Raw genomic sequence first — 25,493 nt, 5'->3', positions numbered from 1 at the left:
TCCTTATCGGGGTACTAGGAAAACAGACTTCTCTGTCACATGCCCCGGGGTGTTAATAGCTTCAATTTCAAAATGTATCGCATGTGCACCTGCGCTTGCCCCGTCACCGGGCAGCTGAAGGGTTACGGGCACCCAACGTGACTGGGTAGCCTCCACGGAAATCATACTCTCGGAAACAAGCGCTAGACCCGGTAGGCCTTGTACAGTGATGCGATAGTTCTGCGTGCTTTCGGTAGCGTTCATTACCTGAAGACGATAAACATTTTCGATCTTGTCGTCGTTCACGATACGCGCCAACGACGTACGATCGCGAACCACATCCACCTTGAACGGCGTACGCAATGCCAGGCTGGTAAACAAGGCAATGGTCACTGCGCTAAGAATAGCGGTATAAACCAGCACCCTTGGACGAAACACTCTGCGCAATAACTGTGAACGGGTCCACCCCTGTGTCACGGCATTGTGAGTGGAATAGCGGATTAATCCCCTGGGGTAGCCCACCTTGTCCATAACGTTATCACAGGCATCGATACATGCGGCGCAACTAATGCACTCGTATTGAAGGCCTTTGCGGATATCGATGCCTGTGGGGCACACCTGAACACACAGGGTGCAATCCACGCAGGAACCCAGATTCAGCGCTTTGAGGTCAGCCTTCTTGGAGCGCGCGCCACGTGGCTCACCGCGAGCTTCGTCATAGGTCACGATGAGTGTATCGTTGTCGAACATAGCACTCTGAAACCGTGCATAGGGGCACATGTACTTGCAAACCTGCTCACGCATATACCCTGCGTTGCCGTAAGTGGCAAAACCATAGAAAAATACCCAGAAGGTTTCCCATGGTCCCATGTTCCATGTCACGAAACTCATGCCAAGGTCTCTAATGGGCGTGAAGTACCCCACAAATGTGAACCCGGTCCATAATCCTAGTGTGACCCACAGAAACTGTTTCGTCGCCTTGCGCGCGAATTTGTTCAAGGACATTGGGCGGCCATCGAGCCGCAATCGCGCCGAACGATCACCCTCGGTCAGCTTTTCAATCCAGACAAAAAGCTCGGTGTACACCGTCTGTGGACAGGCGTAGCCACACCACTGTCGCCCCGCCACTGCCGTAAACAAGAACAGCGACAACGCTGAGATCACCAAAATGCCTGACAGGTAGATGAAGTCCTGAGGATAGAGAACCAGCCCAAAAATATAAAAACGTCGGGCCTCAAGGTCGAAAAGAATCGCTTGGCGCTGACCCCACTCAAACCAAGGCAGCCCGTAAAAAACGAGCTGGGTGAGAAACACCATCCCCCAGCGCCACTTAGAAAATAGCCCAGACACGCTACGGATGTAGATCTTCTTTTGCGCTTGATAGAGCGAGACCCTCTTTTCATCGGTATCCACCGATGACACAAAAGGTTGCGCACCTGATACCGCAACGATGGGGATAATCTTTTTGGTGGGTGGCTCGGTAGTATTCAAAGGTGCTGCTCAGTACTGGAACCCCCGACGGGAATTCCAGCGGGTTAGGGTCACTTCAGAGCCGTTGGACTAGGCTTGTTAGACAAACTCCACACATACGAGGCCATGACGTGGATCTGCGATTCGGTGAGTTTGCCTTCTTGTGCCGGCATCTGGTTAACTTTGCCGCCGTTGACCATCGCCACAATGGCCTTCTCGCCTGATCCCCAGAGCCAAATGTTATCCGTCAGGTTCGCTGAGCCAATCACTTGATTGCCCTTTCCGTCGGCCCCGTGGCAGGCCGCGCAAACGGCGAACTTCTCTTTACCCAGCGACGCCTTGAGCGCATCATGCGGGCTATTGGACAGACTCAGCACATAGTTGGCAACGTTACTCACGTCATCCGGTGTGCCGACAGCCGCAGCCATCGGCGGCATGATACCTATGCGGCCTTTGGTAATCGACTCTTTGATCTTGTCGGGGGAGCCACCGTGCAGCCAGTCTCCATCGGTCAGATTCGGAAAGCCTCTGCCCCCACGAGCGTCAGACCCGTGACACTGTGCACAGTTATTCATGAAAAGTCGTTCGCCCATCGCCATGGCTTGCGGATCGCCCGCCACGTCTTCGGGCTTCATGGCATTGAACTTGGCGTACAAGGGTTCCACTTCTTTATTGCCCTTGGCCACCTCAGCGTCGTACTGACTAACCTGACTCCAGCCAAGCTTGCCCGCAAAACTACCGAGACCTGGGTACAGGGCCAAGTAGATCAAAGCGAAAGCCACGGTCCCAATAAAGAGCCACACCCACCAACGCGGCAGGGGATTGTTCATCTCACGCAGGTCTTCGTCCCATACGTGCCCGGTGGTATTGTCATTGGCGGTCATTGGCACGCTCTTGCCGCTAGCCCATAGCAGCAGCAGGCAGGCGAAGATGCTGACCAGCGAAATGCCAGCCACATAGACCGACCAGAAATTACTGGTAAAGTCGCTCATTTTTTATTCCTTATGCGGTTCGTTAAGGCTATGCATCAGTCTTGTTTGAAGGGCAGTTGGGCTGCCTCATCAAAGCTGGCGGCGTTGCGGCTGGACCAAGCCCACACCACAATTCCAAGAAACACAAGGAAACTCACCACCGTCACGATGGCTCTGAGTGTGTTGATATCCATAAGTAACGCTCCGTGAAGTTATTTGCGGTGAATACCCAGCACCTGCAGGTAGGCAATCACTGCTTCGATCTCGGTCTTTCCCTTGACTTCCTGGGGCGCGTTAGCAATCTGCTCATCGGTGTATGGGGTACCCACTTTACGCAGCCCTCTCATGTGTGCCTGGATGGTGGAGTCATCTACCAGAGACTTCTCTAGCCACGAATAAGCTGGCATGTTGGACTCCGGCACGACGTCCCGCGGGTTGTTTAGGTGAGTACGATGCCATTCATCACTGTACTTGCCCCCTACGCGGTGCAAATCCGGACCCGTGCGCTTGCTGCCCCACTGGAAGGGATGGTCGTACACGAACTCACCCGCCACCGAATACGGACCATAGCGCAACGTCTCTGCACGGAATGGCCGGATCATTTGCGAATGGCAGTTGTAGCAGCCCTCGCGCTGATAGATATCGCGGCCAATCAACTGCAGTGCCGTGTAAGGCTGCAGACCCTTGATAGGCTCGGTGGTCGACTTCTGGAAGAACAGTGGAACGATCTCGACCAGCCCGCCAACGGCGAGCACGATGAGGATCAGCACGATCATCAAGAAATTATTGGTTTCGATTCTGTCGTGGGAGAAACGGCCGCTGGATTGTTGGTTAGCCATATTTTTTTCCTCAAGCGTGTGCAACAACGGCAGCGGGAATTGAGATGGTGGCCGATCGGCCCGCCGTGGCGGTCTTGAACGTGTTCCAAAGCATGATCAACATACCACCAAGATAGAGGACACCACCCGCTAAACGCAAGACATAGAACGGGAAGGTGGCCTTGACCCCCTCTACAAAGGTATAAGTCAGAGTCCCATCAGGGTTGACCGCGCGCCACATCAGCCCCTGCATCACGCCGGCAATCCACATTGCCGCGATATAGATCACGATGCCGATGGTGGCCGTCCAGAAATGGATTTCCACCGCCTTCATGCTGTACATCTGCTTCTGGCCGAACAGGCGAGGAATCAGGTAGTACATAGAACCCATGGTGACCAGCCCGACCCACCCCAAGGCGCCGGAATGCACGTGACCAATGGTCCAGTCGGTATAGTGAGAAAGAGCGTTAACGGTCTTGATGGACATCATTGGTCCCTCAAACGTGCTCATACCGTAGAAGGAAAGCGACACAATCAAGAAGCGCAGAATCGGATCGTCACGCAGCTTGTGCCAAGCACCCGACAACGTCATGATGCCGTTGATCATGCCACCCCAACTCGGCGCCAACAGTATCAGGGAGAACACCATGCCAACGGACTGCGTCCACTCGGGCAGCGCCGTGTAGTGCAGGTGGTGAGGACCGGCCCACATGTAAGTAAAAATCAACGCCCAGAAGTGGACAATCGACAGACGGTACGAGTACACCGGCCGCTCTGCCTGCTTCGGAATGAAGTAGTACATCATGCCCAGAAACCCCGCGGTCAAAAAGAAACCAACGGCGTTGTGCCCGTACCACCATTGGACCATCGCATCCTGCACACCGGCGTAGGCTGAGTAGGACTTCATGAATCCCACTGGAATAGAGGCATTGTTGACCAGGTGCAGCAGAGCGATGGCAATGATGAACGCACCATAAAACCAGTTAGCCACATAGATGTGCTTGACCTTACGGGTTCCTACAGTACCAAAAAAGACGACCGCATAGGCCACCCAGACCAACGTGATCAAGATGTCAATAGGCCATTCGAGTTCGGCATATTCCTTGGCTTGGGTGAAGCCCAGTGGAAGAGAAATGACCGCAGAAACGATCACCGCCTGCCAGCCCCAGAAAACGAAGGCAGCCAGTTTGTCCGAGAAAATACGTACCTGACAGGTGCGCTGCACCACGTACAAAGACGTGCCCATCAACCCACAACCACCAAATGCAAAAATCACCGCGTTGGTGTGTAGAGGCCGCAATCGACCATAGCTGAGCCAGGGAATCCCTGAAATGATGTCTGGCCAGGCTAGCTGTGTCGCGATGATCACGCCGACCAGCATACCGATCACGCCCCAGACCACCGTCATGATGGCAAACTGCCGCACAACGGTGTCGTTGTACGTAGTAGCTTGTGCATTGGCAAATTTCATTTCGACCTCTTCTTAAGAACTTCTTAAGGTTACAGCGGGGTAACCGGTTGTAAATTGACCTACGTCAATCGTGATGAAGAATTCGTTCACCTTCTGCATCGATGTCGTCAAATTGACCACGGTATATGGCCCACCACAAGCCCCCAAGAATAAAGAACACCAGCATGACGGACAACGGGATCAACAAAAAAAGTATGTCCATTAAATGATCTCCAAAGGATGGATAACAGCCGACAAGCGAAGCGCATTCAGTACCACCAGAAGCGAACTAAGGGCCATACCCAGCCCGGCGAGCCAGGCGGGTAGCCAGCCGGCCACCGCCAGAGGCACACAGATCGCGTTGTAGATCGCGGCCCACCACAGGTTCTGCCGGACCACGGCAAGCGTACGACGCGCCAGCAGCAGTGTCTGCGCCACGGTGCCGAGGTGATCTCCCAGCACAACAAAATCAGATTGCGCCTGGGTCAGGGGCACGGCCTGTCCAAAGGCGAATGACACGTGCGCGCCAGCCAGCCCGGGACCGTCGTTCAGCCCATCCCCCACCATTGCCACTTTGCGGCCCTGGGCCTGCAGCCCGCGCAGGAAGGAGAGCTTGTCTTGCGGCGAGCAGCCGCCCCGGGCCTCGCTGATGCCGGTTTGCCGCGCCACGCGGGCGACGGCCTCGGGGACATCACCTGACAGCAAATGCACCTGCACACCATTGGCGACCAGCGCGGCCACCGTAGCGCGGGCATCAGGCCGCAGGTCCTCACGAAGCTCAAATGTAGCCACCCAACCCCGATCATCGCTCAGGCAGGTGTGCAAAAAGTCCGTCGCAGGCTGATCTACACCGCAAAAGCGGGCCGAACCAAGTCGTGTAAGCACTGGCAGTACCGGATTTTCAGTGTTAACGAGACGACACGACACGCCCTGTCCTGCAGACTCCTGTACCGCTTCGGCGATCCAGATGCCAGAACGCTTCTCTCGCTCGTTATGTTGATTTGCGATGACCAGCGCACGCGACACCGGATGCAACGAATGCTGCCCGAGTGCGGCCGCCATCGCCAAAGCTTCTTTTCGGGAAACACCCTCGCGGGTATGGACCTCGCCTAGCGCAAATGCATCGCGCGTCAGGGTGCCGGTCTTGTCGAATACCACCGTATCCACCACCGCCAGGGTTCCCAGCGCCTGCAGGCGGCGCACCAGCACCCCTTGGCGCGCCAAGGCTCCGGCACTGGCCAGCATGGCCGCCGGTGTGGCGAGAGAAAGCGCGCAGGGACACGTCACGACCAGCACCGCCACCATCACCATCAGCGCATGGGCCGGGTCATACGACCACCAGTAGGCGCCCGCTCCGCCTGCCGCCATCAGCACAAAGATCAAGAACGGTCTGGCAATGCGGTCGGCCAGCTGCGCAAGCTGCGGCTTGGTGGTGGAGGCCGTTTCCATCAAGGCCACGATCTGCGCAAAGCGCGTGTCGCCGCCGATACGTTCCACGCGAACCAGTACGGCAGCGGACAGGTTATGACTGCCAGCAATCACGACATCGCCCGCCCTGCGCATCAGCGGATGGGATTCACCGGTTAGCAGAGCCTCATCAGCCACTGTATGACCTTCCAGTATGACCCCGTCGGCCGGGAATGCCTCGCCCGGCAGCACGCGAATCACGTCGTCGACAGCGAGCCGACGGACGGCCACCCGCTCGAACTCGCCATCGGCGCGACGCCGCTCCACGCTGTCGGGCAGCCGATTCATCAGCGCCTCCAGCGCGCCGGCCGTACGGTCGCGCAAGCGCAACTCAAGCCAGCGTCCCGTCAGCAGGAAGAACACAAACATGGTGAAGGAATCGAAATACACTTCAGCGCCAAAAATGCCCAAGGGCTCAAACGTGCCAAGGGAGCTCACCACAAAGGTGATCCCCATACCCAAGGCGACCGGCAGATCCATGCTGACGCGGCCTTGACGAAGGTCGCGTAGCGCGTTACCAAAAAACGGCGCACAGGAAAACAGCAGGACCGGCAGCGACAGCACCCACGAAGCCCAGCGCAGCAGTTGCGCCATATCGGGCGCCAAGTCACCCGGCTCAGCGATGTAGGCGGGCCACGCATACATCATTACCTGCATCATGCACAGGCCAGCCACGCCCAAGCGCCACAGCGCCTGGCGCGTCTCGGCGCGGCGGCGATCGTTTGCGAAAGCATCGTTGGCAGGGATGGGGCGATAGCCCGCTCGCTGGGCGGCCTGCATCCAGTCGGAAGGCTTGACGTCCTGGTCTGACCAGACAATGCGGCCGCGATGACTGGCGGCGCTCACTTCCGCTGACAACACCCCGGGCACTCGGCACAAGACATCCTCAATGGTGAGCGCGCAGGCGGCACAGTGCATGCCTTCAAACACCACACTCGATTCCCAGCACGCGGGCCGATCCGTCAGACGTCGACTAAAGGCTGACCATTCCTGCGGATCATCCAGCACTGCCAGTGGCATTGCGTCGGCGGCAACCGCGCTCGCACCGCCGCCGGGCAAGTCGGATACAGACAGGGAGACAGGTAATACACTGGCCATTTGCATCACTTAGAAGCTTAGCGGCTTTATCGCCTGATGTCTTGACTTGATTTGCATGCAGCTGTGACGGTCAGTAAGTGACACGGTCAACATGTTCGTAAACGATTTCCCATGCGGCGCAATGAATCATCGAAATTTGGGTCGGATCAACCTAAAGTTCCGTTACTGCAGCCAGGCGGCGCATGATCTGCTGGACGATGTCACTTTGCATATCGCGGTAGAGTAAATTTTCTTCAGTTTCTTTGGCCAGCACCGCCGTTTCGTTAAAACTGATGTCGCGTTGCTGCAGAATTTCAGTGTCGGGAATCAGCTCTTTGCCCGCCGGAGTCCGCAGCTTGAAACGAAAGCGCAAGCGCAGCTGGAACTCGCGTACCTGGCCCGATGCATTAAGACTGATGACCACCTTTTCGCGCTGGTCAGACAGCACATCGAGAATGACTTGGGCTTCATTGATCTGCCGGCCATCTGTGATTACCCTGACCTTGCGGGTGGACTGCAGCGACCGCCTAAGCTCAACGCCCAATGGTGAGGTCTCGGCCAGGCTGCTGTACAGCGTTGTAAAAGCGAAGTTGGGCGCTTTCCGCAACGCGAAACCGCAGCCGCTCAGGGCCGCAATGGAGGCCATCATTGACAGTAACGCGCGACGCTGCATGGTTTACCTTGTCTTGTTTGGAGAAAATGCCAGAGTCAATTAGTTCAGACCACAATATTGACCAGGCGGCCGGGCACTACGATGACCTTTTTGGCGCTCGCGCCTGCAGCCTGTTTGAGAAAAACATCCGAAGCCAGCGCAGCGGCCTCAATCACGGCTTTATCCGCACCAGCCGGTACCGTGACCGAACCGCGGAGCTTGCCGTTGACCTGCAGCATCAACTCAATCTCATCCTGCTGCAAGGCGCGGTGGTCCACTTCGGGCCAAGGCGCATCCAACAGGTCGCCGTGCTGTGCGGCGTAACCCAATTCAGACCATAGCGCGTGCGCAAGGTGCGGCGTAGCGGGGTACAGGCAGCGCAACAAAATGCCAAAACCTTCACGGAGCGCCGCAACCGAAGCCATCGCAATTTCGCCCTTGAAGTCCTCCAGTGCATTGAGCAGCTTCATGCCACCGGAAACTACCGTGTTGTATTGCATGCGCTGGTAGTCATAGTCGACCTGCTTGAGCACGGTGTGAATTTCGAGCCTGAGCGCCTTGGTTTCCTTGCCAAAAGTAGTCAGTGCCTCAGCAACAGGAACGCTCCTGGCGCCTGAATTCATGGCATTCAACTTGAAACCGAAATTCCAGACACGGCGCAAAAAGCGGTAGGAACCTTCTACCCCTGCGGAATTCCATTCCAGCGTGGCTTCGGGCGGCGCCGTGAACATCGTGTACAGGCGCGCGGTGTCTGCGCCGTATTGCTCGATCAGGTCCTGGGGATCCACGCCATTGTTCTTGCTCTTGCTCATGGTTCCCACGCCCTCGTAGACGATAGGCGTGCCCGCTGGCAACTTGCCCTTGGGCGCTTTTAACCGGGCGCTGATCACCTTGCCGCTGGCGTCTTGGACATCCTCCACCTCGTTCGGCCAAAAATATTCGACGCTACCTTTCTCGCCCTTGCGCGAGTAAATATGGTTGAGCACCATGCCCTGCGTCAGCAGTTTGGTGAACGGTTCATCAATCTTCACCAACCCAAGGTCACGCATCACCTTGGTCCAAAAACGTGCATACAGCAGGTGCAGTATGGCGTGCTCAATGCCGCCGATGTACTGATCCATGGGCATCCAGTAGTCGGCGCCTTCGGCCACCATCTTCTGGTCGTTTTTGGGGTCGCAGTAGCGCAGGTAGTACCACGACGAATCGACAAAGGTGTCCAGCGTGTCGGTCTCACGGCGTGCCGGTTTGCCGCACACCGGGCAGGTCACGCCGGCATGAAACCCTTCGTGCTTGTGGAGCGGGTTGCCCGACCCATCAGGCACGCAGTCCAGCGGCAACACCACGGGCAGGTCCTTTTCAGGCACCGGGACCGCTCCGTGCTCCGCGCAATGGATGATGGGGATGGGCGTGCCCCAGTAGCGCTGGCGGCTCACGCCCCAGTCACGCAACCGCCAGGTGGTTTTCTTCTCTCCCAAACCTTTGGCTGCCAGATCGGCCACCACGGCGTCGACGCAAGCTTTGAAGCCCAGCCCGTCGTAGGTGCCGGAGTTGATGGCCACGCCCTGCTGCTTGTCGCCATACCAGTCCGCCCAGACCTCGGTGTTGTAGGTTTGACCTTTCACGTCAGTCACCTGCTTGACAGGCAGGCCGTATTTTTTCGCAAACTCAAAGTCGCGCTCATCATGCGCCGGCACGCCCATCACTGCGCCATCGCCGTAGCTCATGAGCACATAGTTACCGACCCAGACCTCGACCTTTTCTCCCGTGAGCGGATGCGCTACCTGCAGGCCGGTGCGCTGGCCTTTTTTCTCCTGGGTAGCCAGCTCGGCTTCGGTGGTGCCGCCGGCTTTGCATTCTTCAATGAAGGTGGCGAGCTTGCGGTTGGAAGTGGCGGCATGCAGCGCAAGCGGATGCTCGGGGGCAACGGCGCAGAAGGTCACGCCCATGATGGTGTCGGCACGCGTCGTGAAGACATACATCTTGCCGTCACCAATCAAGGCGCCGGACGCGTCCGAAATGTCATGCGGGAAAGCAAAACGGACGCCTTCGCTCTTGCCGATCCAGTTTTCCTGCATCAGCTTGACGCGTTCTGGCCAGCCGGGTAGCTGGTGCTGCACGTGCTCGAGGAGTTCTTCGGCGTAGTCTGTGATTTTGAGGTAGTAGCCCGGTATCTCGCGCTTCTCGACTGTGGCGCCAGTGCGCCAGCCCTTGCCGTCGATGACCTGCTCGTTAGCCAGCACCGTCTGGTCCACCGGGTCCCAGTTCACCACCTGGGTTTTACGGTAAGCAATGCCTTTTTCAAGCATCTTGAGGAACAGCCACTGATTCCACTTGTAGTATTCGGGCGAGCAAGTGGTGATTTCGCGACTCCAGTCAATGGCCAGCCCCATCGCCTTCATCTGCTTTTTCATGTAAGCGATATTGTCATAGGTCCACTGCGCAGGTGGCACGCCGTTCTTCAGCGCCGCATTTTCAGCCGGCAGGCCGAACGCATCCCATCCCATGGGCATGAGCACGTTGTAGCCCTTCATGCGCAGGTAACGCGCGAGCATGTCGTTAATGGTGTAGTTGCGCACGTGGCCCATGTGCAGCTTGCCGCTGGGGTACGGCAGCATCGAGCAGGCGTAATATTTTTGCCGGCTCGCGTCTTCGCTGACGCGGTAGGCGTCGGCAGCAGTCCATTGGGTTTGAGCGCTACGCTCAACGTCAAGGTGGTTGTATTTTTCTTGCATGGATAGATAGCCCGAAAATTTGGCTCGCTTCAGTCGCACGGTACTTTCGGGCGGTTAATAACAGCGGGACCCTGCGAAAAAGGCCAAGGAGGCCGATCGCATTGTCCAGCGACTTTAAATTTTGTCTTAACCCGATTTTACGGGTGGGCCACGGACGGGGGATCCGCCACGAAGCCAATGCGATTCAAGCCGGCCTTTTGTGCCAGCCCCATTACCTCGACCACCTTGCCGTATGGGACGGCTTCGTCGGCGCGCAATTGAACCTCGGTGTCGGGGTTGCGGCCGGCGATCTCCGTCAGCTTTTGCGCCAGTTGGTCCAACTTAAGCGGCTTTTCGTTCAGAAAAGCCTGGCCAGATTTATCCACCACCAACGTAACAAAACGAGGAGCCTCCGCAGGCTTGGCTGCATCTGTTTTTGGCAGATCGAGGCGGATGGCACTCGCCAGCAAGGGCGCTGTGAGGATAAAAATAACCACCAACACCAGCATCACATCCACCAACGGGGTCATGTTGATGTCGCTCATGGGCTGCGGACCCTGCGTTCGTTCAAGTCGACCGAAACTCATTCGGCCACCAGTAACTCACGCAAATCGAGAGCAAAACCTTCGAGGTCGGCTTCGATGCGGCCAATGTAGCGACCAAAAACGTTGTAGGCCAGCACGGCAGGAATCGCAACCGCGAGCCCGGCCGCCGTCATGATGAGGGCCTCGCCGACCGGCCCGGAAACCTTGTCAATCGTGACTTGTCCCGCAGACGCCATGCCGATCAGCGCATGGTAAATGCCCCAAACCGTACCCAGCAGACCCACGAAGGGCGCGGTGGCACCGACGGTCGCCAGCAAGACCTGGCCAAACTGAAGCTTGCGGAGTGTGGCGTGCAGAGCGTCGCGCAGCACACGAGTCAGCTGCTGCGCCCTGTCGCCCGCAGATGCCAGCGTGCCATTGGCCTTGATGTTGGTAGCCGCTATGAGCGGAAGCACCAACGTCTCGCGGTCAAACGAAGCGACTTTTTCGCGGGCTTCCTCAACCGATGCCGATTGCCAAAAAGCCGCCGTGCTGCGTGCCACGTCGCCGACCGCACGGGGCAACAGCCAAGCCTTCCACAAAATCACAACCCAACTGGCAACCGACATCATCAACAACAGCATCGCGACCAGCTGGCTGACAGGGCCGCCCTGCGTCATGAGGCTTAAAAAATTCACTGCGGTCTCACCCCGACGCTTTTGACGGCGTGCGGTGCGCTCATTTCAGACCCAGCACATCAAACATATCAAAAAGGCCGGTGGCTTGACGATCCAGAAAGCGGGCGGCCTTCAAGCTGCCTTGGGCATAGGAAGCGCGGCTTGAAGATTTGTGACTAATTTCAATCCGCTCGCCGATACCAGCAAACAGCACCGTGTGGTCGCCCACAATGTCCCCCCCCCGTATGCTTGCGAAACCGATGCTGGAAGGGTCGCGCTCCCCGGTCACGCCTTCACGCGCATAGACGGCACAGTCCTTCAGATTGCGGCCCAGCGCATCGGCAATCACTTCGCCCATCTTGAGCGCCGTGCCCGAAGGGGCATCGACCTTGTAACGGTGGTGCGCTTCAATGATTTCGATGTCGTAACCGGTGGACAACGCCTTGGCTGCCATCTCAAGCAGCTTGAACGTGACATTGACGCCGACGCTCATGTTCGGTGCCATGACGATGGCAATGTCTTTTGCGGCGGCGGTAATTTCCGCTTTTTGCCCTTCTGAAAAACCGGTGGTGCCTATGACAAGTTTGACGCCCAGTTCGCGGCAGGCCGCCAGATGGGCGAGCGTGCCTTCGGGTCTTGTGAAGTCAATCAGCACACTAGATTTTTTAAGTCCCTGGCGGATGTCCGCATTGATCAGGACGCCACTGGCTCGGCCGGAAAACGCGGCGGCGTCCAGGCCTATCGAAGGGCTGGTCGCCACATCCAGCGCGCCTGTCAGCCGGCAATCCTGGCTGGCGCTTACCGCTTCAATCAACATCTGACCCATGCGGCCACTGGCACCCGCTACCGCGATTCGGTGATGGCGATCTTCGGTCGTGGCAGCTCCGGTCACTGCTTCGGACTCTCGAGCGGAGGATACACCGTGGTTTGTGGACCGGTTGGCAGGTTCGCAGCGGCATCAGCCGGCTTGGCAACAGAGGGCTTTTCCGCGGCCTTGAGCTGCTCTTCGGTGGCTTGCAGAACGGGCACTGCGCCCAATTTGCGCTTGGAATCCAGTTTCGAGATGAACTCCGCTTCGCTCGGCATGGGATCGCCCTCAAAACGCGTCAACTGGTCGCCCTTGAAAAATACCGTGTACTTGAAGGACTGAGGCGCAACACCCTGTCGTTTCAGAGAGAAAACGTAATCCCATCGATCAGCGTGAAACAGGCTTGCCATCAGGGGAGTGCCCAACACCGCCTTGACCTGGTCGCGGCTCAGACCGGGCCGGAGTTGTTCGACCTGCTCCTTGGAAATGAAGTTGCCCTGGATAACGTCTACCTTGTAGGGGGTGATCCAGTTGACCGGATTGATCGAGCTGCCGCCCGTGCTGCCGCATGAAGCCAGTATCGTGCAGGCCAAAACGATAAAAGCTGTTTGAACGCGGTGATGATGATTTGCAGACATGGCCGACATAGTGTGAGGTGTAGCGATATGATTAAACATTGTAGCGGTTGGGGGGGTCTCGGCCCGGACCAGGCCGCAACGGCCGCACCCCGTATCCGACTCGGAGAGATTCCCATGACTACCATTGAAGAGTTGAAAAACACAGGCCTCAAAGCAACCTTGCCGCGCCTCAAGATTCTTGAGATTTTCCAAGCCGGCAAACAGCGCCACATGACGGCAGAAGACGTTTTCCGGGTGCTGCTGGAAGACCGGTCTGACATTGGTCTGGCGACGGTTTATCGCGTGTTGGCTCAGTTTGAACAAGCGGGACTGGTCAGCCGCAGCAATTTTGAGTCGAACAAGGCGGTGTACGAGATCAATGAAGGCCAGCACCACGATCATCTGGTTTGTCTGGACTGTGGCAAGGTCGAGGAGTTTTATGACGCCGAAATCGAACAACGCCAGCAGGCGGTGGCCAAGGTCAAGGGGTTTGCCATTGCCGACCACTCACTGTCGATCTACGCAAATTGCACCAAAAACGAATGCCCCAACCGGGGGGCAACGCCCGACCGCCATCAACACCTCTGAGTTTTTAGGGAACAAACAGACTTCGGCTGAAAAGTCTGTCGGCGGCCTCTAACCCCTGAAAGCGGCCGGTTGAGGAAAACACCCTACCCGAGTAACTTTACTCGTGAGCAGTTCGAAAAGATCAGGTCCTTGCTGGCGCGTACTCCCGAGAAGACAAAAGCGCACACAGCTAGCCTTGTATGAGGTGTTCTGCGGAGTCCTGTATTTACTCAAAAGTGGCCGCCGGGAGTGCACGCTGCCCGGAGAATTCCCAAAGTGGTGGACAGTGCATTCCTACTTCGCCAAACGGAGCGAGCCTGACCAGGCCGGTATCAGCGTGGTGGGGCGGGCTTTAAGACATCAGGTGGCACGACCGCTACCAGACAGGAACGCGGTTGAGTCGCAAATCCTCGGCGCGTAGCGTGTCCGCTTAATCGTCCTGCGCCATCGCCTTGCGGTGGCGTTCCACGAATTCCTGGTAGGTATTGATGCCGCGCAATTGCAAAATGGCATTGCGCACTGCGGCCTCCACCAGCACGGCAATGTTGCGGCCCGCTTCCACTTGAATAATAACTTTGCGCACGGGAACCCCGAGAACGTCCTGAGTGAGTGGCTCGTAAGGAATGCGCTCATAGTGACGTTCCAGCGTTTCGCGGCGTACCAGATGCACGATGAGCTTCAGCCGCATTTTGCGACGGACCGCCGTCTCACCAAAAATAGCTTTTATATCCAGTAGGCCGATACCGCGCACTTCCAGCAAGTTTTGCAGCAATTCGGGACAGCGCCCTTCGATCGTGGTTTGATTGATCCGGTAGAGGTCCACCGCGTCATCGGCCACCAAGCCATGCCCGCGCGAAATCAGTTCCAGCCCCAGCTCACTTTTACCGAGTCCCGACTCGCCCGTGATCATGACCCCCATGCCCAGAATGTCCATGAACACGCCGTGCATGGAAGTGCGGTCGGCAAAATGCTTGGATAAATAGGCCCGCAGCACGTCAATGACGAAGGCCGCCGACTCCGGCGTGGCAAACATCGGCAGTTGCGCACGCTCGCACATCGACAGTAGCGTGTCGGGCGCCGTCTGGCCGTCGGCCACGACCAGCACGGGGGGTTCCAGCGTGATGATGCGCGCGGTGCGCCGAGCGCAGTCCGCCGGGTCGCCGCTGCTAAGGTAGGCGACTTCCCGCTCCCCCAGAATCTGGACCCGGTAAGGGTGGATGTAGTTTAAGTAACCGACCAAGTCGGCCCCGGAGCGCGCTGCACGCACAGCCACTTCGTCAAACCGTCTTTCAGAGGCCCCCAAACCGGCTACCCATTCCCATTTCAAGGCCGCGCGGTGGTCCTCAAACAAAACGTCAGCACTGACAACTGTGGGCTTCATGCGGGCCTCTTATTCATTCCACATTAAAGACTAGGTACTGACTTCGTGCAAAGAGCGCCAAGTAGCAATCAGATGGTGCAGCGCCGCGGCATCCGTGCTGGATTTGAGCTGTTCGCGCAAGGTGCTATCGCTCAGCAGTTCGGCAATTTCAGAGAGAATTTCGAGGTGTTTCTGAGTGGCTGCTTCTGGCACCAGCAAAAAAATCAGCAACGCGACAGCCTGCTCATCCGGCGCATCAAAACCAATCGGCGTTTGCAACAGAAAAACCGCCGCCATGGGGGCTTTCAGGCCTTTGATACGGCCATGCGGAATCGCCACCCCGTGACCCAGTCCCGTGGAACCCAGTCGCTCACGGGCGAACAGGCTGTCGGTGATCAGGGCGCGGTTCATGCCGTGCTGGTTTTCAAACAGCAGGCCGGCTTCTTCGAACGCACGCTTCTTACTGGTCGCTTCAACACGGACCAGCACTTGGGAGAGGGGCAAAATTTGCGAAAGATGGTTCATAACAATCTTTTAGTCGCCGAATTATGCACTTTGCAGCAGGTTTGACGAAAAAACAGACATAAAAAAGCCGCTTGCCTCTGCAAACGGCTTACGGGAGTGCCGCGGGGACCCGAATAAAGGGGCAATCAGCCCCGCGAGGAGGAACACCGCACGCAAAGTCACGAGCGTGGAGTCATCCCTTTAGGATTCCCGTTTGGCGGTGACGTGATGGTGATCCTGGGTTTTGGTCTTGTAGCGCCCTACCTGACGGTCCAGTTTGTCGGTCAACTCATCGACTGCAGCGTACAAATCGGCATGTGAACTTTCAGCGAATAGATCACGACCCTTGACACGCAAATTGCATTCAGCTCGCTGGCGCCTTTCCTTCTCCTTCATGTTGTCCACTGTTAGCAGCACTTTTACATCCACTACCTGATCAAAATGCCGGGTAATCCGATCGAGCTTGCTTGTTACATAACCGCGCAAAGCGGGGGTAACTTCAAGATGGTGACCGCTGATCGTCAAGTTCATAAAGAGACTCCTTTTTTTCAAAGTGGAACTAGGCTCAAAACACCGCTTAACCAGTAACGGCGAGGCGGCAGACGGGAACTCTCTCTTGAATTCACTATGCACCCGAAACTCCTAAATTGCAATCGTGCGAGGCTGCAAAGTATGAAACCTTGTGAAAAATCTCTTGACCTTGCACTGCCTGGTATTTAGCCCCCAGCACGCAGTCAGGTCGTTACGGGATTTCTTCTACAGCAGCGCCAAGAACTGCTCAACAATCGCATGCGCATAACCGCTGGCCACCTGTTCAACGAAGCGGGGGAAATCAATGTGGGCGCTATCGTCTGCACGGTCTGAAATGGTGCGTACAGCGGCAAACGAGACGCCATAGTCCAGACAGACTTGCGCCACTGCGGCGCCCTCCATCTCCACCGCCAGCACTTCATGCCCGGCGCCCGCCAAGGCAGACTGCAGCGCGCGGGATTCGCGGGCACCGGATACAAAACGGTCCCCGCTGGCAATCAGACCTCGGTGAACGCGCGCCTCGGGGAACCTACGAGTGATCCCACTTTTCGAGCCCGCTGCCAGCGCCCCGCAAACCGCCTTGAAAAGCAGCGCCGTCAGGGCCGCATCGCTGTCGAATCTGGTTCGACCGTAAAGCGGCACTTCGTAGCGGGGATACAGCGGAGAGGCATCCAGGTCGTGCTGCACGAAATCCGTTGCAACCACCACATCGCCCACATTCACCGCCGCGCCCAAGCCACCCGCCACACCCGTAAACACGATGCGCTCGACGCCGAACCGCTCGATCAATGCCGTGGCGGTAATGGCAGCGGCCACCTTGCCTATTTTTGACAATGCCAGCACGACGGGCTGGCCGTGCAAGGTACCGAGCCAGAAGTCGCGGCCCGCATGGGTCACCTTGCGCGGGTTCTGCAGCAACTCTATAAAACCGTGCTGCTCCTGGGGTAAAGCGCTGAGGATTGCGGTAGGCGTTGCGACAAGGCGGGGGGGCGGTAGCATCTATCGATTTTGCACACAAAGACTGTATCAACCCCTGGCCGAGAGAAAAAAAAGGGCGACTTGCGGCGCCCTTAAAACCCTTCGCAGAGTGTAAAAAGCTGCCTGGCCTACTTTTTTTCCCGCAGCTCGCGCCGCAGGATTTTGCCCACCGGCGTTTTGGGCAAGTCGGTGCGAAACTCCACCAGTTTGGGCTGCTTGTAGCCCGTGAGGTTCACCCTGCAATAGTCGCGCACCTGCGCTTCCGTCAGATCCGGGTTTTTCTTGACGATCACCAGCTTCACGGCTTCCCCTGCCTTCTCGTCAGGCACCCCCACGCAGGCGCATTCCATGACGCCGTCAAGCCGCGCGACCACGTCTTCAATCTCATTGGGATAGACATTAAAACCACTCACCAGAATCATGTCCTTCTTGCGGTCAATGATCTTGAAGAATCCGTTTTCATCAATAACGCCGATATCGCCCGATTTGAAATAACCGTCCGGCGTCATGACTTTGGCAGTTTCATCCGGGCGCTGCCAGTAACCAGCCATGACCTGCGGGCCCTTGATAGCAATTTCCCCGGATTGACCTTGCGGCACTTCATTTCCGGCGTCGTCCAGCAGCTTGAAATAGGTACTCGGAAGGGGCAGACCAATCGTGCCGGTAAACACTTTGCTGTCGGTCGGATTGCAGCTGGCCGACGGCGACGTTTCGGAAAGTCCGTACCCTTCACAGATGGGGCATCCCGTTTTCTCAAGCCACAGTTTGGCCACCGCGCTTTGCACCGCCATGCCGCCACCCAACGAAACTTTCAGGTGTGACCAGTCAACGCTATTGAAGTCACGGTGATTCGCCAAGCCATTAAACAGCGTGTTGACCGCCGGGAAGCTGTTTACCTTGTGCTTGGACAGTTCCTTGAGCACCGCCGACAGATCACGGGGATTTGGAATCAATATGTTTTTGGCACCGGTGCGCATCCCCAGCATCATATTTACTGTGAAGGCGAAGATGTGATAAAGCGGCAGCGCGCAGACATAGATTGTCTGCTCGCCAGCCAACATGCTGGTCATGGCCGGGCCGTTCCAGGCCTCGGATTGCAGGACATTGGCGATCACGTTGCGGTGCAGCAGCACCGCACCTTTGGAAACGCCAGTGGTCCCGCCGGTGTACTGGAGCACGGCTACATCGTCCGGCCTGATGTCGGGGCGCTTGAGCGCGCCACTTCCGCTCTTGGCGCCTTGTGCCAAAGCATCGTTAAAGCGCACCGCGCCGGGCAGGTTGAAGGCGGGCACCATTTTCTTGACATGCCGCACGACGTAGTTGACGAGCGTGCCCTTGAGTAGCCCCAACCGGTCGCCCATGGCGCACAGCACCACGTGCTTGACGGCGGTGCGGGCGATGCACTGCTCCAATGCCGCAGCGAAGTTTTCCACAATGACGATCGCTTTGGCGCCGGAGTCCTTGAGCTGGTACTCGAGCTCACGCGGCGTGTAAAGCGGGTTGACATTGACGACCACATAGCCGGCCCGCAGGATGGCGGCCACGGCCACCGGGTATTGCGGTACGTTGGGCATCATGATGGCAACGCGGTCGCCCTTGGTCAGACCCAGGCTCTGCAAGTAGACAGCAAAGGCGAGAGACAGGCGGTCCGTCTGGCCGAATGTAATGTCCTTGCCCATAAAGCTGTAGGCAACACGCTTGCCGTACCTCTTGAAACTCTCCTCCATCAAGGCCACCAGCGACGGATACTGCGAAGCGTCTATATCCGCCGGGACGCCCACCGGATAAGCCTTGAGCCAGGGGCGGTCAATGGTCGCTGTATTCATTTTTGTCTTCTCCATTACGATTTTCTTACCGCCATGAATTCTCATGGCTCGCCCTCTTCGTGGCTACTGCGTTCACCTCAGGAACCGGGAATGTCCGAAAAAACTACCTCAATAATTTCTGGGTTGCTTAGCGCGGAGGGCAGCGATCTATTCGATCGCTTTACCCATGTCTTCGATCACTTTTTTTGCATCGCCAAACACCATCATGGTCTTGTCCATGTAAAACAGCTCGTTGTCCAGGCCAGCATAGCCGGCCGCCATGGAGCGCTTATTGACAATGACAGTCTTGGCTTTATAGGCCTCCAAAATCGGCATGCCGTAGATCGGACTGCCCTTTTGCAGCGCCGCCGGGTTCACTACGTCGTTGGCACCCAAGATGATGGCCACGTCAACCTGGCCGAATTCGCCGTTGATGTCTTCCATTTCAAACACCTGATCGTAAGGCACTTCGGCTTCGGCCAGCAGCACATTCATATGGCCCGGCATGCGGCCAGCAACCGGGTGAATTGCATATTTGACGCTGATTCCCTTATCGGTAAGCTTTTGCGCCAACTCTTTCAGCGAATGCTGTGCACGCGCGACGGCCAGACCATAGCCAGGCACGATGATGACGGTTTCTGCATTGCTCAAAATGAAAGCGGCATCGTCGGCCGAACCCGACTTAACGGGTCGCTGCTCTTTCACGCCAGCCGCGGCACTCCCTGCCTCGCCGCCAAAGCCGCCCAAAATTACATTGAAAAAAGAACGGTTCATGGCCTTGCACATGATGTACGAAAGGATGGCGCCGGACGAGCCCACCAGCGACCCGGCGATGATCAGCATGGCGTTATTCAACGAAAAACCAATGCCGGCAGCGGCCCAGCCCGAATAGCTGTTGAGCATGGACACCACCACCGGCATGTCAGCGCCGCCGATCGGGATGATGATCAGCACGCCCATAACGAACGCCAGCGCTAGCATCGCGAAGAATGCCGCCCAGCTACCGGTCCCCATGAAAATCAGCCCCAAAGCCAGCATCAACAGCCCCAGCACCAGATTAATCAGGTGCTGACCGGGAAACGACACCGGAGCGCCTTGAAACAGCCGGAATTTGTATTTGCCGCTGAGCTTGCCAAACGCAATCACCGAGCCGCTAAAGGTAATGGCACCAATGGCCGCACCGAGAAACAACTCCAGCCGATTGCCCGCAGGAATGGTCATGCCTTTGGCGACGATGCCGAAGGCATAAGGCTCGGCCACTGCAGCAACGGCGATGAACACGGCGGCCAAACCAATCATGCTGTGCATGAAGGCGACCAGCTCAGGCATTTTGGTCATCTCGACGCGCTTGGCCATCAGCGTGCCAGCGGCGCCGCCCACCACCAGCGCGCCCAGCACATAGACCATGCCCTCCGCCTTGCCACCCGACGTTTGCACAATCAACGCGCCCGTGGTGAGCACGGCAATCGTCATGCCGGTCATACCAAACAAGTTGCCGCGCAGGGAAGTGGTGGGATGAGACAAGCCCTTGAGCGCCTGGATAAAGAAGACCGAAGCCAATAGATACAGCAGCGTGACGATGTTCATGCTCATTTGGCCACTCCCGATCCGGCTGAATCAGCGGAAGCCGCGACGGGGGTCTTCTTTTCTTTCTTCCGGAACATCTCCAGCATTCGGCGCGTGACCAGGAAACCACCGAACACATTCACAGCCGCCAGCGCCACCGCCAGCACGCCCATGGTTTTACCAAGCGGCGTTTCAGTGAGTGCGGCAGCCAGCATCGCGCCGACAATCACGATGGCCGAAATCGCGTTAGTCACCGCCATCAGCGGCGTGTGCAAGGCCGGCGTGACGGTCCACACCACGTGGTACCCGACGTAAATGGCCAGCACAAAAATAATCAGGTTGATGATGGTGGGGGACACTGCATCCATGGTCTTCTCCTCTTCTCCGTAGGGGACTGCAGCAGGTGCAGCCCCGAGATGGTTTATTTCTTTTTAACTTCGCCGTTTTGCGTCATCAGGCAGGCCGCCACAATATCGTCCGTCAAGTCAATATTGAGGGCGCCTTCCTTGGTGACGATGAGCTTGAGGAAGTCGAACACGTTGCGCGCGTAGAGCGCGCTCGCATCGGCAGCAACGAGCGCGGGCACATTGGTTTCGCCGATCAGCATCACGCCGTGCTTGACCACGGTTTTGCCAGGCTCTGTCAGCGGGCAATTACCGCCCTGCGGCGCTGCCAGATCCACTATCACGCTGCCAGGTTTCATGGATTTCACCATGTCTTCGGTGACCAGCACCGGGGCGGGGCGCCCGGGGATCAATGCGGTCGTGATTACCACGTCGGCCTGCGCTACGCGCTTGGCTACCTCCGCTTTCTGACGCTCCAGCCAGCTCGCCGGCATCGGCTTGGCGTAGCCGCCGACGCCAATTGCCGCTTCGCGCTCTTCATCCGTTTCATAGGCCACGTCAATAAATTTGCCGCCCAGCGATTCCACTTGTTCTTTCACGCTGGGGCGCACGTCGCTCGCTTCAATGACAGCGCCCAGGCGCTTGGCGGTGGCGATCGCCTGCAGACCGGCCACGCCAACGCCCAAAATCACCACGCGAGCCGCCTTGACCGTGCCTGCGGCCGTCATCAGCATCGGGAAAAACCGCTGGTATTGCGCGGCGGCCATCAACACCGCTTTATAACCGGCGATATTGGCTTGGGAAGAGAGTACGTCCATGCTTTGCGCCCGGCTGGTGCGGGGCGCCGCCTCGAGCGCAAACGAGGTCAGTTGGGCCGCCGCCAGCCGCTGCAGACCGGTCGCATCAAAAGGATTCAGCATGCCAACCACGATGCTTCCAGGCCTGGCATAGGCTATTTCGTTGTCCAGCGGACAACGAACCTTGAGCACGATGTCAGCGCCGTAAGCGCTAGCTGCGTCGGTCATTTCAGCACCAACCGCTGCGTAAGCCTCATCGGGAACACTGGCAGCAAGCCCCGCCCCAGACTGGACGCGGACGGTGTGGCCGAGGGCTTTGAGCTTTTTGGCCGTTTCTGGTGTGATGGCGACGCGTGTTTCTCCAGCCGTGATTTCGGCAGGTACCCCAATTAGCATGGGTGCTTCTCCTCGATGCGTTAATTTTTTGGCTGCCCCGCATACACAGGTGCAGGATGCTTGGCTGTCTTGCAGCTTACATTAGATTTTTAGAATTTTGGTCAGGACAAACTATAGTTTTTGTTGCGGCTGTCGCGTGCGGCACCATTGACCTCAATTCAAAGACGGCAAAGCGAGCCCATGACCGACGCCGAAAACAGGACAGAGGCATCCCTTCGGCGTCGACTAAGAACTACTTTGCAGTCGGCATCACAAACTCGGCACCCTTGCCGATGCTCTCAGGCCAACGCTGCATGATGGACTTTTGCTTGGTGTAAAAGCGCACGCCTTCTTCCCCATAAGCGTGCATGTCGCCAAACAGGCTCTTCTTCCAACCGCCGAAGCCGTGCCAAGCCATTGGCACTGGTATCGGGACGTTGATGCCCACCATGCCGACCTGTATACGTCGGCTGAACTCGCGGGCGACATGCCCGTCGCGGGTGAAGCAACTCACGCCATTGCCAAACTCATGGGCGTTGATCAGGTTCACCGCTTCGGCCAAATCTTTCACGCGCACGCAACCCAGCACCGGACCAAAGATTTCTTCTTTATAGATGCGCATGTCCGGCGTCACATGGTCGAACAGCGTGCCGCCCATCCAGAAGCCCTGTTCATACCCTTTGACGGTGTGGCCGCGGCCGTCGACCAGCAGCGTGGCGCCTTCTTTCACCCCTTGCTCGATGTAGCCGGTGATCCGCTGATGCGCCGCTGCGGTGACGATCGGGCCCATCTCGGCGTCCAGTTCCACGCCGTTTTTAATCACTAACGTTTTGGCCCTGGCCGCTAGCATGGGGATCAGTTTGTCAGCCACATTGCCCACCAGCACGGCCACCGAAATCGCCATACAGCGCTCGCCCGCCGAACCGTAGCCGGCCCCAATCAAGGCGTCCACGGCCTGGTTCAGGTCAGCATCGGGCATCACCACCATGTGGTTTTTGGCACCGCCCAGCGCTTGCACCCGTTTGCCGTGGTGGGCGCCGGTTTCGTAAATATAGTTGGCGATCGGCGTAGAACCGACGAAGGACACCGCTTTCACGTCCGGATGCACCAGCAAGGCGTCAACCGCTTCCTTGTCGCCCTGCACCACATTGAAAACACCGTCTGGCAGTCCCGCTTGCTTCAGCAAATCGGCCATATAGAGACTTGCGCTGGGGTCGATCGGGCTCGGCTTGAGCACAAAGCTGTTGCCGGCAGCGATGGCTACCGGGAACATCCACATCGGCACCATGACCGGAAAGTTGAACGGCGTTATGCCCGCCACAACCCCCAGCGGCTGGCGCAGCGTCCAGTTGTCGATGCCGGTGCTGACCTGGTCGGTGAAGTCGCCTTTCAGAAGCTGCGGAATCCCGCAGGCGAACTCGACAATGTCAATGCCCCGCGAAACTTCCCCTTGGGCGTCTGTGAATACCTTGCCGTGCTCCGCGGTGATCAAGTGGGCCAGCTTGTCCTTATTTTTGTTGAGCAGCTCCAAAAATTTGAACATCACACGCGCCCGACGAATGGGCGGCGTATCGGCCCAAGCCGGAAAGGCGGCTTGCGCAGCCGAGACGGCAACATCCACGTCCGCCGCGCTGGCCAGCGCGACGTGACCCGAGACGGCGCCTGTCGCAGGGTTAAAGACGGGCTGGCTACGCCCTGATGCCGGCAGGGTGGCGCGGCCATTCAGATGGTGACCGATCGTGGCTTGTGGAGACGTTACTGAAGGCGAAAGAGACATGGCTGATCCTTTGGAGGTGAATGAATAGCGATACGCAAGTCTATGAGCCCCGGCCTGATTTGATAATGCCCCGTTTACTGATTACATTGTTCATATTCCTGAACAATTAACGTTTTTGGTTATTCATCTATGTCCTCTGACCAGCTCTCTCCGCTAGTGTCCGACCTTCACCTGTTAACGGTTTTAGCCGCTACCCGCAGTTTTACCGAAGCCGCGCGCCGGGTCGGTGTTTCCAAGGCCTCTGCCAGCATGCGCATCAGCGAGCTGGAACGCGCTGCCGGCGTATTGCTGGTGCGCCGAACTACCCGCTCCGTCGGCCTGACAGAGGCCGGGCAGCAGCTTGTCAATGAAATGCAACCTGCATTTAACCGGATCAGCGAAAGCTATACCGCCGCCAAGGACCTGGTCGGCGCGCTGCGGGGTCTGATCCGGGTGACAGCGCCCGTCGCGCTGGGACGGCAGCATCTGGCGCCCTGCGTCGCGGCATTCCTGCAGCGCTTCCCCGACATTCACATCGAACTGGAGCTGACCGATCGCTTCGTGAATCTGGCCAACGAAGGGTTCGATCTCGCCATCCGGCATACCAACGCGCCGCCCGAGACCCATGTCGCTTGGGTGCTCTGTGAAACGCGCTCGATTTTGCTGGCCAGTCCGCAGTATCTGGCGCGTCGTGGCGCACCCACCCACCCGGCTGAACTGGCGGCGCACGACTGCCTGCTGTACCTCGGGGGCAGCCATGCCAGCAGCTGGACCTTTGTCCGTAACCCAAGGCGGAAATCCGGAAAATCCGGTGAGCGAGTAGGTGTCAACATCACCGGATCTCTGAAGGCCAACAACAGCGAGGTGCTGCGGGACGCGCTGCTTGCGGGCCTGGGCATCGGCCTTCTGCCCGACTTCAGCGCCTCTTCCGGCGCCAGCGCGGAGGTCCATGGCGAGCCCTTGGTCCAAGTCCTGCCTGACTGGCAGGTACAAGGATTTTTTGCAGACCGCATCTACGCCCTACGTCCGTGGTCAGCCCAAGTGCCCAAAGCCGTTCAATGCTTTGTCGAGCATTTGCGCGAAACCTTCGCGACTGGCTTCCCCACTGCGCCAGCAAGTCAACCGGTGTCATAAACGACACGGATAATCACGCCATGACTACACGATGGAAACCCAGCGCAACGGTTGCTGCAGTGATTGAACGCAATTTTGACGGCGTCCAGAAATTTCTACTGGTCGAGGAAGAAACCCAGGACGGACTGAGGCTCAATAATCCCGCCGGTCACCTCGACCCCGGCGAAAGCCCCTTGCAAGCTTGCGTGCGGGAAACGCTAGAGGAAACAGCCTTCCACTTCACCCCGAAGGCGATGGTGGGCATTTACCTTTCACGCTTTGAGCGTGCCTTGCCGGGGGAAGACGCGCCACTGGACATCACCTATCTGCGCTTTACTTTTTGCGGCGAGTTGGGCCAGCACGTTGCCGACCAGCCCCTTGACGAAGGCATTGTTCGCACCGTATGGCTGACCGCTGATGAAATAAGAGCATGCACTCACTTACACAGAAGCCCTTTACTTTTGAAGTGCATGGAAGACTACCTGGCCGGTCAGCGCTATCCGTTAAGCCTGATCACGACCGATGAAAGCGTTTACCGGGTTGACCGCGCAATTTAGCACTCACCCAGCGAAAAAC

At 57.7% G+C, this 25,493-nt stretch carries 25 protein-coding genes; 3 read left to right on the top strand and 22 right to left on the bottom strand.

What is annotated here, in order from left to right:
- Nucleotides 1–3: 3 nt before the first annotated feature.
- The 13 genes from ccoG to HHJ16_RS13855 all read right to left on the bottom strand — a co-directional run bounded on the left by ccoG (nucleotide 4) and on the right by HHJ16_RS13855 (nucleotide 13,242).
- Nucleotides 4–1,470 carry a cytochrome c oxidase accessory protein CcoG gene (ccoG, locus tag HHJ16_RS13915; RefSeq protein ID WP_296901519.1) on the bottom strand — a complete coding sequence of 489 codons (1,467 nt, stop codon included), beginning with the start codon at nucleotides 1,468–1,470 and terminating at the stop codon, nucleotides 4–6.
- A gap of 50 nt (nucleotides 1,471–1,520) precedes the next feature.
- Nucleotides 1,521–2,441 carry a cytochrome-c oxidase, cbb3-type subunit III gene (gene ccoP / locus HHJ16_RS13910; protein WP_296901518.1) on the bottom strand — a complete coding sequence of 307 codons (921 nt, stop codon included), beginning with the start codon at nucleotides 2,439–2,441 and terminating at the stop codon, nucleotides 1,521–1,523.
- 35 nt (nucleotides 2,442–2,476) lie between these two features.
- Nucleotides 2,477–2,614, bottom strand: a complete 138-nt coding sequence (locus HHJ16_RS13905) for a cbb3-type cytochrome c oxidase subunit 3 (RefSeq protein WP_296901516.1) — start codon at nucleotides 2,612–2,614, stop codon at nucleotides 2,477–2,479.
- 18 nt (nucleotides 2,615–2,632) lie between these two features.
- On the bottom strand, nucleotides 2,633–3,259 hold the full coding sequence (gene ccoO, locus HHJ16_RS13900; protein WP_296901514.1) for a cytochrome-c oxidase, cbb3-type subunit II: 627 nt from the start codon (nucleotides 3,257–3,259) through the stop codon (nucleotides 2,633–2,635).
- Nucleotides 3,260–3,269: 10 nt separating this feature from the next.
- Nucleotides 3,270–4,709 carry a cytochrome-c oxidase, cbb3-type subunit I gene (ccoN, locus tag HHJ16_RS13895; RefSeq protein WP_296901512.1) on the bottom strand — a complete coding sequence of 480 codons (1,440 nt, stop codon included), beginning with the start codon at nucleotides 4,707–4,709 and terminating at the stop codon, nucleotides 3,270–3,272.
- Between the two features lie 64 nt (nucleotides 4,710–4,773).
- Complete coding sequence (gene ccoS, locus HHJ16_RS13890) at nucleotides 4,774–4,911, bottom strand: cbb3-type cytochrome oxidase assembly protein CcoS (RefSeq protein WP_296901511.1); 138 nt, start codon at nucleotides 4,909–4,911, stop codon at nucleotides 4,774–4,776.
- Complete coding sequence (locus tag HHJ16_RS13885) at nucleotides 4,911–7,259, bottom strand: cation-translocating P-type ATPase (protein WP_296901509.1); 2,349 nt, start codon at nucleotides 7,257–7,259, stop codon at nucleotides 4,911–4,913. Before HHJ16_RS13885 ends, ccoS begins: the two co-directional genes overlap by 1 nt.
- A gap of 145 nt (nucleotides 7,260–7,404) precedes the next feature.
- Nucleotides 7,405–7,905 (bottom strand): LPS assembly lipoprotein LptE, encoded by a 501-nt coding sequence (gene lptE / locus HHJ16_RS13880; RefSeq protein ID WP_296901507.1) that lies wholly within the window; start codon nucleotides 7,903–7,905, stop codon nucleotides 7,405–7,407.
- A gap of 44 nt (nucleotides 7,906–7,949) precedes the next feature.
- A complete protein-coding gene (leuS, locus tag HHJ16_RS13875) occupies nucleotides 7,950–10,616 on the bottom strand; it encodes a leucine--tRNA ligase (RefSeq protein ID WP_296901855.1) in 2,667 nt (888 codons plus the stop codon).
- Between the two features lie 137 nt (nucleotides 10,617–10,753).
- The gene (locus HHJ16_RS13870) at nucleotides 10,754–11,182 is read right to left on the bottom strand and encodes a biopolymer transporter ExbD (protein WP_296901505.1); all 429 of its coding nucleotides are present in this window, start codon (nucleotides 11,180–11,182) and stop codon (nucleotides 10,754–10,756) included.
- Complete coding sequence (locus HHJ16_RS13865; protein ID WP_296901503.1) at nucleotides 11,179–11,817, bottom strand: MotA/TolQ/ExbB proton channel family protein; 639 nt, start codon at nucleotides 11,815–11,817, stop codon at nucleotides 11,179–11,181. Before HHJ16_RS13865 ends, HHJ16_RS13870 begins: the two co-directional genes overlap by 4 nt.
- A gap of 40 nt (nucleotides 11,818–11,857) precedes the next feature.
- Complete coding sequence (gene dapB / locus HHJ16_RS13860) at nucleotides 11,858–12,688, bottom strand: 4-hydroxy-tetrahydrodipicolinate reductase (RefSeq protein WP_296901502.1); 831 nt, start codon at nucleotides 12,686–12,688, stop codon at nucleotides 11,858–11,860.
- A complete protein-coding gene (locus HHJ16_RS13855; protein ID WP_296901500.1) occupies nucleotides 12,685–13,242 on the bottom strand; it encodes an outer membrane protein assembly factor BamE in 558 nt (185 codons plus the stop codon). Before HHJ16_RS13855 ends, dapB begins: the two co-directional genes overlap by 4 nt.
- 114 nt (nucleotides 13,243–13,356) lie before the next feature.
- Between HHJ16_RS13855 and fur the strand changes: the two genes are divergently transcribed.
- A complete protein-coding gene (gene fur / locus HHJ16_RS13850) occupies nucleotides 13,357–13,809 on the top strand; it encodes a ferric iron uptake transcriptional regulator (protein WP_296901499.1) in 453 nt (150 codons plus the stop codon).
- A gap of 409 nt (nucleotides 13,810–14,218) precedes the next feature.
- On the opposite strand, the gene hprK is transcribed toward fur, so the two are convergent.
- From hprK to HHJ16_RS13805, 9 genes are all read right to left on the bottom strand, one after another.
- A complete protein-coding gene (gene hprK / locus HHJ16_RS13845) occupies nucleotides 14,219–15,169 on the bottom strand; it encodes an HPr(Ser) kinase/phosphatase (RefSeq protein WP_296901497.1) in 951 nt (316 codons plus the stop codon).
- 30 nt (nucleotides 15,170–15,199) lie between these two features.
- Nucleotides 15,200–15,673 carry a PTS sugar transporter subunit IIA gene (locus tag HHJ16_RS13840; RefSeq protein ID WP_296901495.1) on the bottom strand — a complete coding sequence of 158 codons (474 nt, stop codon included), beginning with the start codon at nucleotides 15,671–15,673 and terminating at the stop codon, nucleotides 15,200–15,202.
- A 180-nt stretch (nucleotides 15,674–15,853) separates the two neighbouring features.
- Nucleotides 15,854–16,183 (bottom strand): ribosome-associated translation inhibitor RaiA, encoded by a 330-nt coding sequence (gene raiA, locus HHJ16_RS13835; protein ID WP_296901494.1) that lies wholly within the window; start codon nucleotides 16,181–16,183, stop codon nucleotides 15,854–15,856.
- 225 nt (nucleotides 16,184–16,408) lie between these two features.
- On the bottom strand, nucleotides 16,409–17,182 hold the full coding sequence (locus tag HHJ16_RS13830) for a 5'-methylthioadenosine/adenosylhomocysteine nucleosidase (RefSeq protein WP_296901492.1): 774 nt from the start codon (nucleotides 17,180–17,182) through the stop codon (nucleotides 16,409–16,411).
- Nucleotides 17,183–17,289: 107 nt separating this feature from the next.
- On the bottom strand, nucleotides 17,290–18,987 hold the full coding sequence (locus tag HHJ16_RS13825; protein WP_296901490.1) for a long-chain-fatty-acid--CoA ligase: 1,698 nt from the start codon (nucleotides 18,985–18,987) through the stop codon (nucleotides 17,290–17,292).
- A gap of 147 nt (nucleotides 18,988–19,134) precedes the next feature.
- Nucleotides 19,135–20,559 carry an NAD(P)(+) transhydrogenase (Re/Si-specific) subunit beta gene (locus HHJ16_RS13820; RefSeq protein WP_296901488.1) on the bottom strand — a complete coding sequence of 475 codons (1,425 nt, stop codon included), beginning with the start codon at nucleotides 20,557–20,559 and terminating at the stop codon, nucleotides 19,135–19,137.
- Nucleotides 20,556–20,900, bottom strand: a complete 345-nt coding sequence (locus tag HHJ16_RS13815) for an NAD(P) transhydrogenase subunit alpha (RefSeq protein ID WP_296901486.1) — start codon at nucleotides 20,898–20,900, stop codon at nucleotides 20,556–20,558. Before HHJ16_RS13815 ends, HHJ16_RS13820 begins: the two co-directional genes overlap by 4 nt.
- Before the next feature lie 53 nt (nucleotides 20,901–20,953).
- Nucleotides 20,954–22,069, bottom strand: coding sequence for a Re/Si-specific NAD(P)(+) transhydrogenase subunit alpha (locus HHJ16_RS13810; protein ID WP_296901484.1), 1,116 nt, complete (start codon nucleotides 22,067–22,069; stop codon nucleotides 20,954–20,956).
- Nucleotides 22,070–22,301: 232 nt separating this feature from the next.
- Entirely contained in the window at nucleotides 22,302–23,825 is a 1,524-nt protein-coding gene (locus tag HHJ16_RS13805) for a CoA-acylating methylmalonate-semialdehyde dehydrogenase (RefSeq protein WP_296901483.1), read from the bottom strand.
- 129 nt (nucleotides 23,826–23,954) lie between these two features.
- On the opposite strand from HHJ16_RS13805, the gene HHJ16_RS13800 reads away from it, so the two are divergent.
- Both HHJ16_RS13800 and HHJ16_RS13795 read left to right on the top strand, forming a co-directional pair.
- Nucleotides 23,955–24,938, top strand: a complete 984-nt coding sequence (locus HHJ16_RS13800; protein WP_296901481.1) for a LysR family transcriptional regulator — start codon at nucleotides 23,955–23,957, stop codon at nucleotides 24,936–24,938.
- 20 nt (nucleotides 24,939–24,958) lie between these two features.
- The gene (locus tag HHJ16_RS13795; protein ID WP_296901480.1) at nucleotides 24,959–25,474 is read left to right on the top strand and encodes an NUDIX hydrolase; all 516 of its coding nucleotides are present in this window, start codon (nucleotides 24,959–24,961) and stop codon (nucleotides 25,472–25,474) included.
- Nucleotides 25,475–25,493 lie beyond the last annotated feature (19 nt).

This window comes from Polaromonas sp. (assembly GCF_012927485.1).
Classification (GTDB): Bacteria; Pseudomonadota; Gammaproteobacteria; order Burkholderiales; family Burkholderiaceae_C; genus Polaromonas.
Note: the sequence above shows the minus strand (reverse complement) of the source record. Positions and strands in the feature narration are given on the sequence as shown.